This is a genomic window from Gulbenkiania mobilis (genome assembly GCA_004346645.1).
Taxonomy (GTDB): Bacteria; Pseudomonadota; Gammaproteobacteria; order Burkholderiales; family Chromobacteriaceae; genus Gulbenkiania; species Gulbenkiania mobilis.
The window spans coordinates 107,917-123,228 of the sequence record SMDA01000007.1 but is presented as its reverse complement, the minus strand read 5'-3'; the positions used below and the strand labels follow the sequence as shown (position 1 = coordinate 123,228).

Below are 15,312 nucleotides of genomic sequence, written 5' to 3'. Positions count from 1 at the left end.
CAGAGCTCTAGCGCACGAAGCGCATCGAAAGGTCGATGGCGCGGATGTCCTTGGTCAGCTTGCCCACCGAAATGCGGTCCACGCCGGTTTCGGCAATGGCGCGCACCGTGGACAGGTCGACCCCGCCCGATGCCTCCAAACGGGCTCGACCAGCGGTGCGACGGACTGCCTCGCACATGGTGGCGTGGTCCATGTTGTCCAGCAGAATCAAGGTGGCGCCCGCAGCGAGCGCCTCGTCCAGCTCGGCCAGGTTTTCCACCTCGATCTGCAGGCTGACCCCGGGGGGGCACACGCTCTGCGCCTGTTTCAGCGCGGCAGTGATGCTGCCGGCCGCCATGATGTGGTTTTCCTTGATCAGGATGCCGTCGAAGAGGCCGATGCGCTGATTGTCGCCGCCGCCGATGGTCACCGCGTACTTCTGTGCAAGGCGCAGGCCTGGCAGGGTCTTGCGTGTATCGAGGATGTGGGCGCGGGTACCTGCCACCGCCTCCACGTAGCGGCGGGTTTCGGTCGCTACCGCGGAGAGCAGTTGAAGATAGTTGAGGGCGGTGCGCTCCGCCGTCAGCAGCGCGCGGGCCGGCCCTTCAATCTCGCACAGTACGGTGCCGGCTTCTACCTGTTTACCTTCCTCGACCTGCCAATGTACCCGGCAACGGCTGTCCACCTGGCGAAAACTCTCTTCGAACCAGGCCTGTCCGCACACCACTGCTGTCTCGCGCGCGATGACCTGGGCGTGACCGGGTGTCTTGCCGTCGATCAGGGCAGCCGTGTGGTCGCAGGGGCCGATGTCTTCGGCCAGGGCCTGGCTGACATGCTGGGCGATCAGATGGGCGGGTATCGGGCAGGGCATCTCGGTCTCCGTTCAAACAGGCTATTGTAACGGCAGAAACCGCCAGGCGCTCAAGCCATGCCGTGCCGTAGGCCGGTCGCAAGAGCCCTCTGGTATCATGGACGTCTCTGCATCTAACGTGCGAAAGACTCTTCCATCATGCACATGCCCGCCGCATTCTTCCCAGAATGGTTTCTCTGGCTGTCTTCCGGGCTGGCTTTGCTGGGGCTGGGAGCGGCGGCGTGGCGGACTGACTGGCGACGTCAGCCGGTGCACGCTCTCAATGGCTGGCTGGGAGCGGTGGTGCTGATGATGCTGCTGTGGCTGCTCAATGGTGGCGTGCGCACCGGGCAGACCTATCATCTCTTGGGCGCCACGGTTCTCACTCTGATGATGGGGCCGTGGCTGGCGCTGCAGGCGCTGGCGGTGGTGATGGCGGGTGTGGCGTGGGCCGGCTTGGGCGACTGGGCCGCGCTCGGCGTCAACTGGCTGACGATGGCGCTGGTGCCGGTAACGGTGTCCTCTGTCTTCTTGCGCGCAGCCCAGCGCTGGCTGCCGGCGCATTTCTTCATTTACATCTTCGTCAATGCGTTTCTTGCTGGCGGGGCCAGCCTGTTCGCGGCCGGACTTGCGGGGGTGCTGGTGATGGGGGGATTCGGCGCCTATCCCTGGGACGAACTGTTCGCCGAAACACTGCCTTACTACTTCCTGCTGTCCTGGTCCGAAGCCTTCACGTCGGGGCTGATGATGGCCGTGTTGACGGTATATCGTCCTGCCTGGGTGGCCAGCTTTGACGACAGTCGTTACCTGAACGACAAACCTGCAGGACGACGCTGATCCGGGCTCCGGAGCGATGCGACAAAAAAGGTGCCACAGGCACCTTTTTTGTCGCATGCAGCTACCCGCCGGCTTAGAACATGCCGCTGATCGAGCGGACCAGGCCGGCCCGCAACGCCGGAGCGGCCTCGGGAAATTCCAGGTTGACCTTGTTGGCCGAACTCAGGATGCGGGTCTGGTACTGGAGCATGTTGGTCTTGGCAGCGTAGGTGACGGCGGTGCCACCGCTGGTGCCTTGCTTCAGGACGTTCAGGCTGGTCTTGTTGGCCTTGCCGCTGCCCTGAATGCGTTCCTGGATCTGGATGTCGGTGATGGCGCTGTAGTACACGTCCTTCACGGCGGCATCTGCCAGCGTGCTGATGGCTGCGATTGCCAGGCCGGCGCCCAGCGCATCACGGTAGGAAGGGCTGATGGTGGCTGCCGCAATCGCGCCGGTGGCGAAGCCGGTGATGGCGCCATACCCGCCGTTGAGGGTCTTCTCGGCGGCGGACTGATCGCTTCGGCCAACCTGCAGGATGTTGGCTTGCAGGATGTAATGTGCCTTGGCCGGGTCGGTAACCAGGCGGTAGCCCTTGGCACTCAGGCTCTGCTTCACGTCCTCGGCGATGTCAAAGTCGGGTTTGTCTGAGGTGTTGCGCACCTGGACGAAGATGGTGCGCTGGCTCTCGGCCACGGGCTCCAGGAAGATAGTGGCGCTCATCTTGGTCTGCACGTCCAGGTTGCGCTTGGAAATGGCGACCTGAGTGGCGGCGCAGCCGGTCAGCGAAGCGGCGGCGATAAGCATTACGATCTTTTTCATGACAGCTCAATTCAGGTTGTGCGGGTGATGCCATTCTAATGAACGTCATGCATCTACCGCAGCAAATTTTTACCTGTCATGCCTCAGAGCACGATCGGCTCCGGTTCCAACCGCACGCCATAACGCGTTTCCACGGTGGCCTGCACCTTCTGCGCCAGCTGCCACATCTCCTTGCCGCTGGCCTGCCCATGGTTGACCAGCACCAGCGCCTGGCGGTCATGCACCCCGGCGTCGCCCTCGCGGTAGCCCTTGAGACCCGCCCGGTCGATCAGCCAGCCCGCTGCCAGCTTGATGCGGCCGGGGCCGGCAGGGTAGTGGGGCAGGTCGGGATGCCGCACGAGCAAGGCCTCTGCCTGTTCGCTGCTTACCACCGGGTTTTTGAAGAAGCTGCCGGCGTTGCCGAGTACGGCCGGATCGGGCAGCTTGGACTGGCGGATGCGGATCACCGCACGGCTGACGTCGGCAGCGGACGGTTGCGCCTCGACCCCCGCTTCGGCCAAGGCTGCCCGGATGTCCCCATACCCGATGCGCAGCGGCGCATGCCGGGCCAGGCGAAAACGGACAGCCAACACCACCAGTCGGTCGCGTCCCTCGTGCTTGAACACGCTGTCGCGGTAGCCAAAGTGGCAGTCAGCACGGGAAAGTACGGTTTCCCGACCACTCGCGGTGTCCATGCACAGCACGCTCTCGATGCAGTCCTGTACCTCCACCCCGTAGGCACCGATGTTCTGGATCGGGCTGGCGCCCACCGTGCCCGGGATCAGGCTGAGGTTCTCTAGGCCGGCCCAGCCTTGCGACAGGGTGTGGCTCACAAAGCCATGCCAGTTTTCTCCGGCCGCGGCTTCCACACATACCGTCTCGCCATCATCCTCGAGGATGCGCACCCCTTGCAGCGCCATGCGGATCACCAAGCCTGGATAGTCCTGAGTAAAGAGCAGGTTGCTGCCACCGCCCAGCCACAGCACCGGCCCGCGGCGGAAGGGCTCGCTCGCCAGCAGGGCGGGCAGGTCGTCCTTCGCGCACAGCTCGGTAAAGTAGGCTGCTCGAACCCGCATGCCGAAGGTATTGTACGGAGTCAGATCTACATCCCGACGAATTTCCAGTGCCACTGCCTGTCCTTTCATTCCACCGACCGGTGCAGACGGCGCCGGCTTTCGCGCGCAAGGTACCACACCAGCATGAAGGCTGCAGCGGTCAGGCTGACCACCAGGGCTGCCCAGAAACCCTGCACGCCCATGGGCGAGAAAGGCAACCAGCCGCTCAGCCCCAGCACGATGCCCAGACCTAGTCCCAAGCCCCAGAACGCCACCACGTGAATCACCATGGGTACGGTAGTCAGCTTGTACCCGCGCAGCGCGCCCGAGGCGATGGTCTGGATGGCATCCGTCAGCTGGTAGGTGGCGGCAAAGATCAGCAGCCCGGCCCCCAATGCCTGCACCGCCGGGTCGGCCGAATACATCGCGATCACCTGATGGCGGCCCAGCAGAATCAGCACCATCATCACCGCGGCGCCGGCCAGCCCAGTGGCCAGGCCAACGCCCGACACGAACCGGGCCCGATGGTAGCGCCCGGCGCCCACTTCCTGACCAACACGCACGGTCAGCGCAGTGGCGATCGACTGCGGCACCATGTACACCAGGCTGGAGAAGTTGAGCACAGCCTGGTGGCTGGCTACCACCAGCGTGCCCAGCTTGGCCACCAGCAGCGCGATGAAAGAGAACAGGCTCACTTCCATGAAGAACGACAGGCCAATCGGAAGGCCCAGCTTCAGGAAAGCGAGATAGCGGCCCCAGTCAGGCCGGCTCAGCCGGGTGGTGAGGCCGTAGGGATGGAAGTGCCGGTTCCAGGCGATGTAGGCGAACAGGGCCGCACAATTGAACCAGAACACCAGTCCGGTGGCCCAGCCGCAACCCGCCCCGCCCAGCGCCGGGAGCCCGAAGAGACCGTGGATCAGGATGTAGTTGAGCGGAACGTTGAGCGCCAGCGCAAGCAGGCTGACCACCATGATGGCGCGCGGCCGGTTGAGGCTGGAGGCATACGCATGCAGTGCCCGGTGCATCATCGCTCCCGGCATGCCCAGCGCCGCGCCGGTGATGTAGAGCATGGTCATGTCCTCCACATGCGCCGGCAGGTCCAGCCATTGCCGCAACAAAGGCTGCCCCAGCAGCATCAGCAGCATGCCGAACAGCCCGAGCAGCAGCCCGAACCAGAGGCCTTGGCGGCCGGTTTCGCCGATACGGTCGTGCTCCCCGGCACCGAAGTGGTGGGCGATGATCGGATTGAGGGCGGTGACCACACCCATCAGCGTGACGTAAACAGTGACGAAGACGCTGGAGCCCAGCGACACGGCAGCCAGATCGTCGGTACCCACGTGGCCGGCCATGACCGTGTCCACGAAGCCGGTGCCGACCTGGGCGATCTGCGCCACCATCATCGGCAGTGCCAGACGCGTCAGCCGCCCGGCTTCCTGCACGGTTTCGGCCCGGCTGGCCCGATTGAGTTCGAACAGCATGTCCTATTCCGGAAAGCAAAAACGCCCGATTATACGGATCGGGCGCTACGGCTGTCGTTCAGGGCTGCGACGCCCGGTTCGGCTCAGCCAAAGGTGGCAGGCGGTTCCCGCCGCAGCGCGCAGCTGATGACAAGGTGGCGCCCGAAGCGGTGGTTGATCTGCAGGGCCGCCTGCAGGGAAACGCCCTGAATGGTCAGCGAGAGGGGTTGTCGAGACACGCTCCAGCCCTCGCCGGCGGCAAAGACGGCCAGCTCGTCGAGGTTGGCCGAAGCGGAGGCGTCGTGCGCCAGGGCGGTCAGAGACCCCGTGAGGACGGGGACGAAGGCAGGGGACGGAGTGTTCACCGAAAACCCGGTATAGCTATCGTGTTGGCAATCGTACATGGCTGGCTCCTGGTTGGGTTGGGCGGTCGCCCGGCCCGTGTGCCAGGCGACGCTTTAGCAGGATTTGTAGGGCGCCCTGCAAGTTGTCGATTAACTCGGCGCTGCCCCGTAAGGGGCGGTTGGCAGTTCGAGACTGCCGGAAAACGAAAACCCGCGCTGCCGATGAACAAGCATACGCGGGTGAACGCACGCTTTAGCTGGCATTTGTAACGCGCCCGCAAGCTGTCATCAAATCGGCGCAGGTTCAAAGTTAGCCCTGCGCGTCGAGGCTGTCAAGCGCCGGCCCCGTCGGGCCAGGCTGCAAGAAACTCCTGCCAGTGCGGCTTGTCCTGGCCGGCCACCCACTGACGGGCCAGCGTCATTTCATGGGTATACGCCGTTTCGCTGAGCACGCCGCGCATTTTCTGAAAGCGTAGAAACACAAGATAGGTGTTGGCCGCGTCGGTCTCGCAGTAGTCGCGGATGGCGGCGATCTCTCCGGCCTGGTAGGCGGTCCATACCTTGGAGCCGTCCATGCCCAGCTTGCCAGGGAAGCCGCACAGCTTGGCCATGTCGTCCAGCGGCGCGCAGGCACGGGCCTGGTAGAGCGAAAGCAGGTCCATCAGGTCTAGGTGACGGGTATGGTAGCGGCTGATGTAGTTGTTATAGCGAAACTCGCGACTGTCGCCAAAATCTCCGTCCCCCATATCCCAGTAGCGCGGCGCCGCCAGGCCGTGGATCAGCGCACGGTAGTGCAGGACTGGCAGGTCGAAACCGCCTCCGTTCCACGACACCAGCTGCGGGGTGAACCGCTCCAGCGTGGAGAAAAAGGTGGTGATCATGCTCGCTTCGCTGTCCCCGGGCTCGCCGATGGTTTTGATGACGAGTTTGTCTCCCCAGCGCATGGCGCAGGAGATGGCCACCACCCGGTGCAGGTGATGCTGCAGGAAGTCGCTACCGGTCTGCGCACGCCGCCGCTGTAGCGCGAAGTCCACCACGTCCGCGTCCGGGGTGGTGGCATCGAAGCCGTAAAGTGCGCGGAGCCCGGCAGCGTCGGGGATGGTTTCAATGTCGAAAGCGAGGACCGGGTTCATCGTGGCAGCCTGGGAAATGCCTGAGCAATCCGGCATTCTAGGCGGCTGCGGGCAGCGCAGGCAACGGATGCGGCCGGTGCGCGAGCGCCCCATCGTCATGGCTGGCTGGGCAGCGACAAAAACATCAGGCTATAATCCCGCACTTGTCCTGCCGTATGGGACCATGCACAACGCTTATCGCGACCTTCTTCTCATCTTCTTCTGTTAAATGATCCGCAAGCTCATCCGCCGAGTGTTCGAACTGCCTGCCGGCAAACGCCGCGCCAGCCCCAAGGTGCTGCCCCTCGCCCAGCACGGCATCCATCGCGACCGGCTGAGTCATGCCGCCCTAAAGGTAGTCACCCGCCTGCAGGAAGCCGGCTTCGAGGCCTACGTGGTCGGCGGTGCGGTGCGCGATCTGCTGCTAGATGTAGACCCCAAGGACTTCGATGTGGCCACCAACGCCACACCCGAAGAGGTGCACCACCTGTTCCGCCGCTCACGCATCATCGGCAGGCGCTTCCGCATCGTGCACGTGATGGTGGGGCCGGAAACCATCGAGGTCACCACCTTCCGCGGGGGCGAGGTTGACGACACCAGCGCCACCGGTCGCATCATGGCCGACAACACCTATGGCTCCCAAGAGGAAGATGCGCACCGTCGGGACTTCACCGTCAATGCGCTGTTCTACGACCCTTCTGCGGAAACGGTGATCGACTACCTCCATGGCGTGAGGGATCTGCATGCACGCAAGCTGGTGATGATCGGCCAACCCGCGCGACGCTATCAGGAAGACCCGGTACGCATGCTGCGTGCGGTGCGCCTGGCTGCCAAGCTTGGCTTCGAGATCGACGAGCACACCCGCAAGCCGATTCGCGCCCATGCCCATCTCCTGAAGAACGAACCGCCGGCCCGCCTGTTCGACGAGATGCTCAAGCTGCTGACTTCGGGCAAGGCCTACGCCTGTCTGGCCATGCTGCGTCAGGAAGGACTGTCACGCGGCATCCTGCCCCTGCTGGATGCGGTGATGGGGGAGGAGGGCAGCGACCGTTTCCTGCAGCTGGCGCTGGAGCGCACCGACGCCCGCATCCGCCAGGACAAGCCGATCTCGGTGGGTTTCCTGCTTGCCACGCTGCTGTGGCATCAGGTGGTGCAGGCGCAGCAGAAGTACCTCGATCAAGGCGAGAAGCCGATGCCGGCGCTATTCCAGGCCATGGCAGACGTGGAGAATGCCCAGGACAACGAATTCGCGATCCCGCGCCGCTTCAGTGTGACAATGCGCGAGATCTGGACGCTGCAGCCGCGCTTTGAAAGCCGCGTCGGACAGCGTCCCTACCGCTTCGTCGAGCAGCCCCGCTTCCGGGCCGCTTACGATTTCTTCCTGCTGCGCGCCGAGGCCGGTGAAGTGCCGCAGGCACTGGCCCACTGGTGGGGGGCGTTCGAAACCGCGGACGAGGCCGAGCGCGAGGCGCTGATCGAACAGGCAAAGTCCGAGGGCGAAGGCCCGGCTGCGCCCGCACGCAAGCGGCGACGTCGACGCAGCAACAATCGCAAGAACCGGCCCGAAGCCGACGGAACCCCATCGTGACCCGTGCCTACGTCGCTCTGGGCAGCAACCTGGAGCAACCCGAACAGCAGATCAGGGCCGCCCTCGCGGCCCTTGACACTTTGGAGGGGGTGCGTCTCGTGCGGGCCTCCGCACTGTACCGGACCCGTCCGGTGGGGTATCTGGACCAGCCGGACTTCATCAATGCCGTGGCCGAGGTCGAGACGGTGCTGTCCGCCAGCGATCTCTTGTCCGCCCTGCTGGCTTTGGAGACGCGCTTCGGACGGGTACGCTCCTTCCGCAATGCGCCGCGCGTACTGGACCTGGACCTGCTGCTGTACGACGGCTGCGAGCAGGCGGGGCCGACGCTGACGCTGCCGCATCCACGCATGCACGAGCGCGCATTCGTCATGGTGCCCTTGGCCGAGCTGGCGCCGGATCGTGCAGTGGGAAGCCACGGTACGGTGGCCGCGCTGGCTGCAACGCTTGCAACTCCCGATATCGAAAGGTTGGCCGAAGCATGACTGGCAGACAGACAGAAGGCATCAGCCCGCAGTGGCGTTATCTGGTCGTGGAAGGACCGATCGGCTCGGGCAAGTCTGCCCTGGCCCGTCGCCTCGCCGAGCATAGGGGCGTGCACCTCCTGGCAGAGCAGCCAGAGGCCAACCCCTTCCTTGCGCGGTTCCACCGGCATTTTCCGCACCATGCCCTCGCCACCCAACTGGCTTTCCTGATGCAGCGGGCCGACAGCGCGCGCGCCATGATCGGTGGCGAGCTTTTCGGCCAACCTCTGGTGTCGGATTTCCTCTTCGAGCGAGATGCCCTGTTTGCTGGCCTGAACCTGGACGAGGAAGAGCAGGGACTGTACCGCCGGCTGGCCCAGTTGGCTCTGCCCGAGCATCCCGTGCCGGATCTGGTCATTTACCTGCAGGCGTCCGAAGAGACGCTGCTTTCCCGCGTCGCGGCACGGCCCGACAGCGAGGTCGTCCCCTATCCGGACGGCTACCTGAAACGGGTGCATGCCGCTTACAGCGAATTCTTCCACCGCTACGATTCCGCGCCCCTGCTGATCGTGAATACCGACCACCTGGATCTGGTTGAAGGGCAGGAAGATTTCGAGCTATTGTTGCGCTGCATCAGCGAAGTGCGCGGACAGCGTAGCTATTTCAACAAGAGCGTCTGAGCCCCTGCCACAGCAACGAGGACCCCATCCCATGCGTACCACTGTCAACACCCTGCAGAAAATGGCTGCCGAAGGGCAGAAGATTTCCATGCTGACCTGCTACGATGCGAGCTTTGCCGCCTTGCTGGACGAGGCCGGCGTCGACATCCTCCTGATCGGGGACTCGCTGGGGATGGTGGTGCAGTCGCATGACTCCACGCTGCCTGTCACACTGGACGAGATGGTCTACCACACCCGCTGCGTGGCGCGCGGCGCCTCGCGCGCCCTGGTCTTGGCGGACTTGCCCTTTGGCGCTTATCAGGAGAGCCTGGCCCAGGCCTTTGCCAGCTCCGCGCGGCTGATGCAGGCCGGCGCCCACATGGTCAAGCTCGAGGGCGGTGGCTTCATGGCCGACACCGTACGCTTTCTGGTCGAGCGGGGCATTCCGGTCTGTGCCCACATCGGCCTGACGCCACAGTTCGTCAACGCCTTCGGTGGCTACCGAGTGCAGGGCAAGTCCGCCACCGACGCCGAGCGCATCCTTGAGGATGCCCAGCGTCTGGCCGACGCCGGCGCCAGCCTGGTGCTGATGGAGTGTGTCCCGGCCGATCTAGCCCGTCGTGTGACCGAAACCCTCTCCGTACCCACCATCGGCATCGGAGCCGGCCCCGATGTCAGCGGCCAGGTGCTGGTGCTGCACGACATGCTCGGCGTGTATCCGGGCAAGAAGGCCCGCTTCGTGAAGAACTTCATGAACGGCGCCCCTTCCATCCAGGCGGCAGTCAAGGCGTATGTCGAATCCGTCAAGAACGGAACCTTCCCTACCGCCGAACACTGCTTCTGAAAGGTTTTCCATGCAGGTCATCCGTTCCATTGCCGAGCTGCGCGCATGGCGCCGTTCGGCCGGCCCCGTTGCCTTCGTTCCCACGATGGGCAACCTCCACGAAGGCCATCTGGCGCTGGTTGCCGAGGCACGCCGCCAGGCGACCAGCGTAGTCGTCAGCATCTTCGTCAACCGCCTCCAGTTCGGCCAAGGGGAAGACTTCGACGCCTATCCACGCACCTTTGACTCCGACTGCGCCAAGCTGGAGGCCGCCGGCGTGGACGTGCTGTTCTTCCCGGACGAGCGCGAGCTGTACCCACGTGTACGTCAGGATTTCAACGTCGAGCCTCCGCACATCCAGGACGAGCTGTGTGGAGCCTTCCGCCCTGGGCACTTCCGCGGCGTGGCCACTGTGGTGACCAAACTGTTCAATATTGTGCAGCCAGACGTGGCCTGCTTCGGCAAGAAAGACTACCAGCAGTTACACGTCATCCGCGCCATGGTCGACGACCTGAACATGCCGGTTACCATCGTGCCGGTGGATACCGGACGTGCCGAGGACGGGCTGGCTCTCTCTTCCCGCAATGGCTATCTCAGCCCGGCGGAGCGCAGCGAGGCGTCGCGGCTCTACCGCGTACTCTCTGGCATCCGAACCGCCCTGCTGGCTGGCGACAGCGACTATGCCAGCCTTGAGAAAGCCGCCAGCCGGGAGCTGGAGCAACATGGCTGGCGAGTGGACTACGTCGAGGTGCGCCAAGCCGACACGCTGGAGGTGGCGCATGCCGGCGAGCCACGGCTGGTAGTGCTGGCCGCAGCACGTCTGGGACGCACCCGATTGATCGATAACATCGAAGTCTATCGCTGACCCAGGCGTTGAGACGGTTTCATGCGAGGCTGCCCGATGCAGCCCGTTCACGAGGAAAGGCAAGACATGCAGCGCACGATGCTCAAATCCAAGATCCACCGGGTGACGACCACGCACGCCGAACTGCACTACATCGGCTCCTGCGCGATCGACGAGAACCTGCTGGAAGCGGCCGACATCCGTGAGTACGAGGAAGTGCACATCTGGAACGTGACCAACGGCGAGCGGTTCGTAACCTATGCCATCCGTGCCGAGCGCGGTTCCGGCACCATTTCGGTCAACGGCTCGGCCGCGCGTCGCGCTGCACCCGGTGACCTTCTGATCATCGCTACCTTTGCCCATTTCGAGGACAGCGAGATCGCACAGCACCAGCCGCGTCTGGTGTTTGTGGATGGCCACAACCAGCCGGCGCAGATCGACCGCAGCACTCCGGTGCAGCCGGCCTGACCGGCGCCCTCGCAAAACGGCCCCGCCAAGCGGGGCCGTTTGCTTTTATGCTACGCCCCCCGACCGCAGGGTGGGCAGGGCGTGCGCAGCGGTGATGCCGGAGGTTGGCAAGCTGCCCAGCTTGCCGGATAGTAAGGAAAAGGAGAGACGCATGGAATGGCTATCCGGAAGCTGCCTGTGTGGCGCGGTGCGCTATCAGGTTCGCGGCGAACCGCTTTTTATCACCCACTGCCACTGCCAGAGCTGTCGCAAGGCCAGCGGGGCGGCTTTTGTGACCTGGTTTACAGTCCGGGATGCGGAGGTGGAATGGCGGGGAACCGCCCGTACCCTTTACCGCTCCTCGGCAGCGGTAGAGCGGGGGTTTTGCCCGCACTGTGGCACTCCGCTGTCCTACCACCACGAGGCTGCCGGAGACGAGATCGACATCACGGCCGCGACGCTGGACCAGGCAGAGCGGCTGGTACCGGAAGACCATACTTGGTGGCGGGAGCGGCTGCCATGGATCGACCATCTGGCCGATCTGCCGGCGTATGCGCAGTTTCGCAGGGGCCGGCCGCTGACGCCGGCCCAGGCTGCCCAGTTGCCCGGCTCAGCCGAGGAGCGGCTCCCGGGAGACGATCACGCCGTCCTCGTCGGCAAACAGCCACTCGCCGGGTTGGAAGGTGACCCCCCCGAAGGTAACGGCTAGACCCCGCTGGCCCTCACCACGCTTGACCGACTTGCGCGGGTGCGTTGCCAGCGCACGGATGCCCAAGGGCAGCCGGCCCAAGGCGACACTGTCACGGATGCAGCCATAGACCACCACCCCGGCCCAGCCGTTGCGCACTGCAAGTTCCCCGATCTGGTCGCCCACTAGGGCGCAGCGTTGCGAACCGCCACCATCCACCACCAGTACCCGGCCATTCCCGGGCTCGCCCAGCGTCTCGCGCACGAGGCTGTTGTCCTCGAACAGCTTCAGCGTTTCGATGCGCCCGAAAAAGCGCGAGGTGCCGCCGTAGGATCCGAGGATCGGATCCACTACCCGGACGGCCTCCTCGTGGGCATCGCAAAGATCGGTAGTCTGGAAGTCCATCTTCATCTTTCTCCTTGTGCTTGCGTTGCAGAGGGCGCCTCTGCCGGGCGCCTCGCCAAGAAAAAGGCCGCCTTGCGGCGGCCTGGAATCACTGTATCTGCAGCGGCACGAACAGTGTGTTGTCCATGCGCCTGATAAGAAGTGCGATGCTGCCGTTGGCCGAAGCCAGGGCCTTCTCGAAACTGGCCACGGTGGTGATCTCAGTCTGATTGAGGCCGACGATGACGTCGCCGTGCATCAGACCGGACCGCGCCGCCACCCCCTGCGCTTTCTGGACCATCAGTCCGCCCTTGATGCCCAGTTCGTTACGCTGAGCTGGGGTGAGTTCGGCCACCGTCAGGCCGAGGCGGCCAAACTGATAGCTCTGCGGGGAGGTCTGAGGCTGCTCCTGCTGCGGTTGCGGGGTAGGGTCGCCGGAGAGCTCGCCCAGAGTGACGGTGATGTCCTTTTCCTGACCCTTGCGCCATACGCCGAGGCGCACCTTGGCGCCGGGCTGGAAAGCTCCGATCATGATCGGCAGGTCTTTCGAGGTGGCCACCGGCTTGTCGTTGAGCCGCAGGATGATGTCGCCCACCTCCAGTCCGCTGCCCGCGGCCGGGCCCTTGGGCTCCACGCGCACCACCAGCGCACCGGCCGGGCTTTTCAGGCCGAAGCTCTGTGCCAACTCCTGCGTGACCTCTTGGATATGCACCCCCAGCTGGCCACGGCTGACCTTGCCCTTGGACTTGATCTGCTCGGCCACATTCATGGCGATATCGATCGGGATGGCGAAGGAGATGCCCATGAAGCCGCCCGACCGGCTGTAGATCTGGGAGTTGATGCCGACCACCTCACCCTTCAGGTTGAACAGCGGGCCGCCGGAGTTGCCGGGGTTGATGGCCACGTCCGTCTGGATGAAGGGGACGTAGTTCTCGTCCGGCAGGCTGCGGCCCTTGGCAGAAACGATGCCGGCGGTGACCGAGTTCTCGAAGCCGAAGGGCGCCCCGATGGCGGCCACCCATTCGCCCACCTTCAGGTCGGCCGGGTTGCCCGGTTTGACCACCGGCAGGCCAGAAGCGTCGATCTTGAGCACTGCCACGTCGGTACGCTTGTCCAGACCGACCAGCCGTGCCTTCATCTCGCGCCGGTCGGTCAGCATCACCTTGATCTGTCCGCTGCCCGAAACCACATGGGCGTTGGTCAGCACGAAGCCGTCCTCGCTGATGATGAAGCCGGACCCGAACGAGACGCTCTCGCTGGGTTGCTGCGGCTCGGGCTGGGCGTTCGGGTTGGGGATGAAGCGGCGGAAAAAGTCGTAGAAAGGATCGTCTTCCGGAATGGGGAAGGGGAGCTCGTTCTGTGCTGGCGCGGCCGCTTCGGTGCGGCTTGCCTGGATATTGACCACGGCTGGGCCTTCCCGGTCCACGAGCTGGGTGAAGTCCGGCAACAGCATCTGCACCGTGCCATCCTGCTTGGCAGGAACGGCCACGGTGGAGAGCGGTTCGTTCTTCTTGAACAGGGCTTCGATCTTGTCGCAGCCGGTCATAAGCGTCGCCGTCAGGGTGGCGATGGTGGCTGCGCGAAGATATACGTTCACGAATCGTCCTTTCGAGGGCTGCATGCGTCCGGCGTATGCCAAGCCGGTACGCCAACGGGTTTCTATGATACCGGTTTTGCCCGGTATTCGCAGAGGTCGACGATGACACAGCGCCCACATTCGGGCTTGCGCGCCTTGCATGTGTAGCGGCCGTGAAGGATCAGCCAGTGATGGGCATCCTGCCGGAACTCCGGTGGCACTACCTTCATCAGCCTTTCCTCCACCGCACGCACATCCTTCCCAGGGGCCAGACCGGTACGGTTGGCCACCCGGAAGATGTGGGTGTCCACCGCAATCACGGGTTGGCCGAAGGCAGTGTTGAGCACCACGTTCGCGGTCTTGCGGCCGACGCCGGGCAGGGCCTCCAGTGCCGCACGCGATTGCGGCACTTCGCCGCCATGCTGCTCCAGCAGAATCCGGCAGGTGGCGACCACATTGCGCGCCTTCGTGCGGTACAGCCCGATGGTGCGGATATATTCCGTCAGGCCTTCCTCCCCCAGCGCCAGGATTGCCTGGGGCGTGTTGGCCACCGGGTACAGCCTGCGGGTGGCTTTATTCACACTGACGTCGGTGGCTTGTGCCGACAGCATGACGGCGATCAAGAGCTCGAAGGGCGTACGGTACTCGAGTTCGGTGGTGGGCGCCGGGTTGGCCGCCTGCAGGCGCCGGAAGATCTCATGACGCTTGGCCGGATTCACGTTGCAATTTCCCGTATTGTGGCGGCTGTTTGCTGTCGTTGACGGGCCTCATGCCACTGCTTTAGAGCAACAAGCAGGCCCAGGCCGAAAAAGGCCCCGGGCGGCAGCAGGGCCAGCAGGAAACCAGGGCTGGCACCGCTGCCCAGATGCAGGGTCATGGCCTTGCCCGCCGGGCCAAACACCAGTTCGGCGCCGGAGAGCAGCGTGCCCCGTCCAAGCAGTTCGCGCACCGCGCCTAGCACCGCCAGCACCAGTGTCAGCCCCAACCCCATCGAGAAGCCGTCCAGCATCGATGCCCGCACCGGGTTGCGCGAGGCGAAGGCTTCGGCACGCGCCATGACGATGCAGTTGGTGGTGATCAGTGGAATGAAGATGCCCAGCACCGCATACAGACCGTGTAGATAAGCGTTGATCAGCAGGTCCACGCAGGTGACGAGGGCGGCGATGATCAGGATGAACACTGGGTTGCGGATTTCGCTGGGGATGTGATCGCGCACCGCAGCGATTGCCCCGCCGGAGAGGGCGGTGACGAGCGCGGTGGCCAGGCCGAGCGAGACGCCGTTGATGATACTGGTACTGATCGCCAGCACCGGGCACAGACCCAGCAACTGGACAAGGCCGGTGTTCTGCTTCCACAGGCCGTTGAGAAAGATGGTGCGCCACGGGCCGGGCACGGGTGCCGGGTCGGGCAGAGTTTCGCTTGTCATGTGC

The 15,312-nt window shown here is 64.4% G+C and carries 18 protein-coding genes; 8 read left to right on the top strand and 10 right to left on the bottom strand.

From position 1 onward, the window contains the following. Window positions 1-7: 7 nt before the first annotated feature. Window positions 8-850 carry a carboxylating nicotinate-nucleotide diphosphorylase gene (gene nadC, locus EV669_RS11320; protein ID WP_132098730.1) on the bottom strand — a complete coding sequence of 281 codons (843 nt, stop codon included), beginning with the start codon at window positions 848-850 and terminating at the stop codon, window positions 8-10. A 138-nt stretch (window positions 851-988) separates the two neighbouring features. Between nadC and EV669_RS11315 the strand changes: the two genes are divergently transcribed. After that, on the top strand, window positions 989-1,666 hold the full coding sequence (locus EV669_RS11315; protein ID WP_132098729.1) for an energy-coupling factor ABC transporter permease: 678 nt from the start codon (window positions 989-991) through the stop codon (window positions 1,664-1,666). A 73-nt stretch (window positions 1,667-1,739) separates the two neighbouring features. On the opposite strand, the gene EV669_RS11310 is transcribed toward EV669_RS11315, so the two are convergent. From EV669_RS11310 to EV669_RS11290, 5 genes are all read right to left on the bottom strand, one after another. Then, entirely contained in the window at window positions 1,740-2,465 is a 726-nt protein-coding gene (locus EV669_RS11310; RefSeq protein ID WP_054286864.1) for a complement resistance protein TraT, read from the bottom strand. A gap of 83 nt (window positions 2,466-2,548) precedes the next feature. Next, window positions 2,549-3,574, bottom strand: a complete 1,026-nt coding sequence (gene murB / locus EV669_RS11305; protein ID WP_132098728.1) for a UDP-N-acetylmuramate dehydrogenase — start codon at window positions 3,572-3,574, stop codon at window positions 2,549-2,551. An 11-nt stretch (window positions 3,575-3,585) separates the two neighbouring features. Further along, on the bottom strand, window positions 3,586-4,977 hold the full coding sequence (locus tag EV669_RS11300) for an MATE family efflux transporter (protein WP_132098727.1): 1,392 nt from the start codon (window positions 4,975-4,977) through the stop codon (window positions 3,586-3,588). Window positions 4,978-5,060: 83 nt separating this feature from the next. Continuing rightward, on the bottom strand, window positions 5,061-5,360 hold the full coding sequence (locus EV669_RS11295) for a hypothetical protein (protein WP_132098726.1): 300 nt from the start codon (window positions 5,358-5,360) through the stop codon (window positions 5,061-5,063). Window positions 5,361-5,632: 272 nt separating this feature from the next. After that, entirely contained in the window at window positions 5,633-6,433 is an 801-nt protein-coding gene (locus EV669_RS11290) for a 3'-5' exonuclease (RefSeq protein WP_132098725.1), read from the bottom strand. 208 nt (window positions 6,434-6,641) lie between these two features. Between EV669_RS11290 and pcnB the strand changes: the two genes are divergently transcribed. The 7 genes from pcnB to EV669_RS11255 all read left to right on the top strand — a co-directional run bounded on the left by pcnB (window position 6,642) and on the right by EV669_RS11255 (window position 11,943). Then, a complete protein-coding gene (gene pcnB, locus EV669_RS11285; protein WP_132098724.1) occupies window positions 6,642-8,000 on the top strand; it encodes a polynucleotide adenylyltransferase PcnB in 1,359 nt (452 codons plus the stop codon). Continuing rightward, the gene (folK, locus tag EV669_RS11280) at window positions 7,997-8,482 is read left to right on the top strand and encodes a 2-amino-4-hydroxy-6-hydroxymethyldihydropteridine diphosphokinase (RefSeq protein ID WP_054286858.1); all 486 of its coding nucleotides are present in this window, start codon (window positions 7,997-7,999) and stop codon (window positions 8,480-8,482) included. Before pcnB ends, folK begins: the two co-directional genes overlap by 4 nt. Next, complete coding sequence (locus EV669_RS11275; RefSeq protein ID WP_054286857.1) at window positions 8,479-9,141, top strand: deoxynucleoside kinase; 663 nt, start codon at window positions 8,479-8,481, stop codon at window positions 9,139-9,141. Before folK ends, EV669_RS11275 begins: the two co-directional genes overlap by 4 nt. Window positions 9,142-9,172: 31 nt before the next feature. Then, the gene (gene panB, locus EV669_RS11270) at window positions 9,173-9,964 is read left to right on the top strand and encodes a 3-methyl-2-oxobutanoate hydroxymethyltransferase (RefSeq protein WP_054286856.1); all 792 of its coding nucleotides are present in this window, start codon (window positions 9,173-9,175) and stop codon (window positions 9,962-9,964) included. Between the two features lie 10 nt (window positions 9,965-9,974). Beyond that, window positions 9,975-10,808, top strand: a complete 834-nt coding sequence (panC, locus tag EV669_RS11265; RefSeq protein ID WP_055434312.1) for a pantoate--beta-alanine ligase — start codon at window positions 9,975-9,977, stop codon at window positions 10,806-10,808. A gap of 66 nt (window positions 10,809-10,874) precedes the next feature. After that, a complete protein-coding gene (panD, locus tag EV669_RS11260) occupies window positions 10,875-11,255 on the top strand; it encodes an aspartate 1-decarboxylase (protein WP_054286879.1) in 381 nt (126 codons plus the stop codon). Between the two features lie 151 nt (window positions 11,256-11,406). After that, the gene (locus EV669_RS11255; protein WP_132098723.1) at window positions 11,407-11,943 is read left to right on the top strand and encodes a GFA family protein; all 537 of its coding nucleotides are present in this window, start codon (window positions 11,407-11,409) and stop codon (window positions 11,941-11,943) included. Here EV669_RS11255 and rraA read toward each other — a convergent pair. The 4 genes from rraA to EV669_RS11235 all read right to left on the bottom strand — a co-directional run bounded on the left by rraA (window position 11,845) and on the right by EV669_RS11235 (window position 15,308). Then, entirely contained in the window at window positions 11,845-12,333 is a 489-nt protein-coding gene (rraA, locus tag EV669_RS11250) for a ribonuclease E activity regulator RraA (RefSeq protein ID WP_235445688.1), read from the bottom strand. The genes EV669_RS11255 and rraA overlap by 99 nt on opposite strands. A gap of 82 nt (window positions 12,334-12,415) precedes the next feature. Beyond that, window positions 12,416-13,927 (bottom strand): DegQ family serine endoprotease, encoded by a 1,512-nt coding sequence (locus tag EV669_RS11245; RefSeq protein WP_132098722.1) that lies wholly within the window; start codon window positions 13,925-13,927, stop codon window positions 12,416-12,418. A 38-nt stretch (window positions 13,928-13,965) separates the two neighbouring features. Then, window positions 13,966-14,601: an endonuclease III gene (gene nth / locus EV669_RS11240; protein ID WP_132098721.1), complete on the bottom strand. Its 636-nt coding sequence runs from the start codon at window positions 14,599-14,601 to the stop codon at window positions 13,966-13,968. Then, window positions 14,598-15,308: an electron transport complex subunit E gene (locus tag EV669_RS11235; protein ID WP_054286852.1), complete on the bottom strand. Its 711-nt coding sequence runs from the start codon at window positions 15,306-15,308 to the stop codon at window positions 14,598-14,600. The genes nth and EV669_RS11235 overlap by 4 nt, the downstream gene beginning before the upstream one ends. Window positions 15,309-15,312: the final 4 nt, after the last annotated feature.

Bases quoted from the DNA above. Each gene is read 5' to 3' on its own strand.
- panB (WP_054286856.1), top strand. From the start codon at position 9,173: ATGCGTACCACTGTCAACACCCTGCAGAAAATGGCTGCCGAAGGGCAG.
- pcnB (WP_132098724.1), top strand. From the start codon at position 6,642: ATGATCCGCAAGCTCATCCGCCGAGTGTTCGAACTGCCTGCCGGCAAA.
- panC (WP_055434312.1), top strand. From the start codon at position 9,975: ATGCAGGTCATCCGTTCCATTGCCGAGCTGCGCGCATGGCGCCGTTCG.
- EV669_RS11310 (WP_054286864.1), bottom strand. From the start codon at position 2,465: ATGAAAAAGATCGTAATGCTTATCGCCGCCGCTTCGCTGACCGGCTGC.
- EV669_RS11315 (WP_132098729.1), top strand. From the start codon at position 989: ATGCACATGCCCGCCGCATTCTTCCCAGAATGGTTTCTCTGGCTGTCT.
- EV669_RS11235 (WP_054286852.1), bottom strand. From the start codon at position 15,308: ATGACAAGCGAAACTCTGCCCGACCCGGCACCCGTGCCCGGCCCGTGG.
- EV669_RS11300 (WP_132098727.1), bottom strand. From the start codon at position 4,977: ATGCTGTTCGAACTCAATCGGGCCAGCCGGGCCGAAACCGTGCAGGAA.
- panD (WP_054286879.1), top strand. From the start codon at position 10,875: ATGCAGCGCACGATGCTCAAATCCAAGATCCACCGGGTGACGACCACG.
- EV669_RS11245 (WP_132098722.1), bottom strand. From the start codon at position 13,927: ATGCAGCCCTCGAAAGGACGATTCGTGAACGTATATCTTCGCGCAGCC.
- nadC (WP_132098730.1), bottom strand. From the start codon at position 850: ATGCCCTGCCCGATACCCGCCCATCTGATCGCCCAGCATGTCAGCCAG.
- EV669_RS11290 (WP_132098725.1), bottom strand. From the start codon at position 6,433: ATGAACCCGGTCCTCGCTTTCGACATTGAAACCATCCCCGACGCTGCC.
- EV669_RS11295 (WP_132098726.1), bottom strand. From the start codon at position 5,360: ATGTACGATTGCCAACACGATAGCTATACCGGGTTTTCGGTGAACACT.
- rraA (WP_235445688.1), bottom strand. From the start codon at position 12,333: ATGAAGATGGACTTCCAGACTACCGATCTTTGCGATGCCCACGAGGAG.
- EV669_RS11255 (WP_132098723.1), top strand. From the start codon at position 11,407: ATGGAATGGCTATCCGGAAGCTGCCTGTGTGGCGCGGTGCGCTATCAG.
- EV669_RS11275 (WP_054286857.1), top strand. From the start codon at position 8,479: ATGACTGGCAGACAGACAGAAGGCATCAGCCCGCAGTGGCGTTATCTG.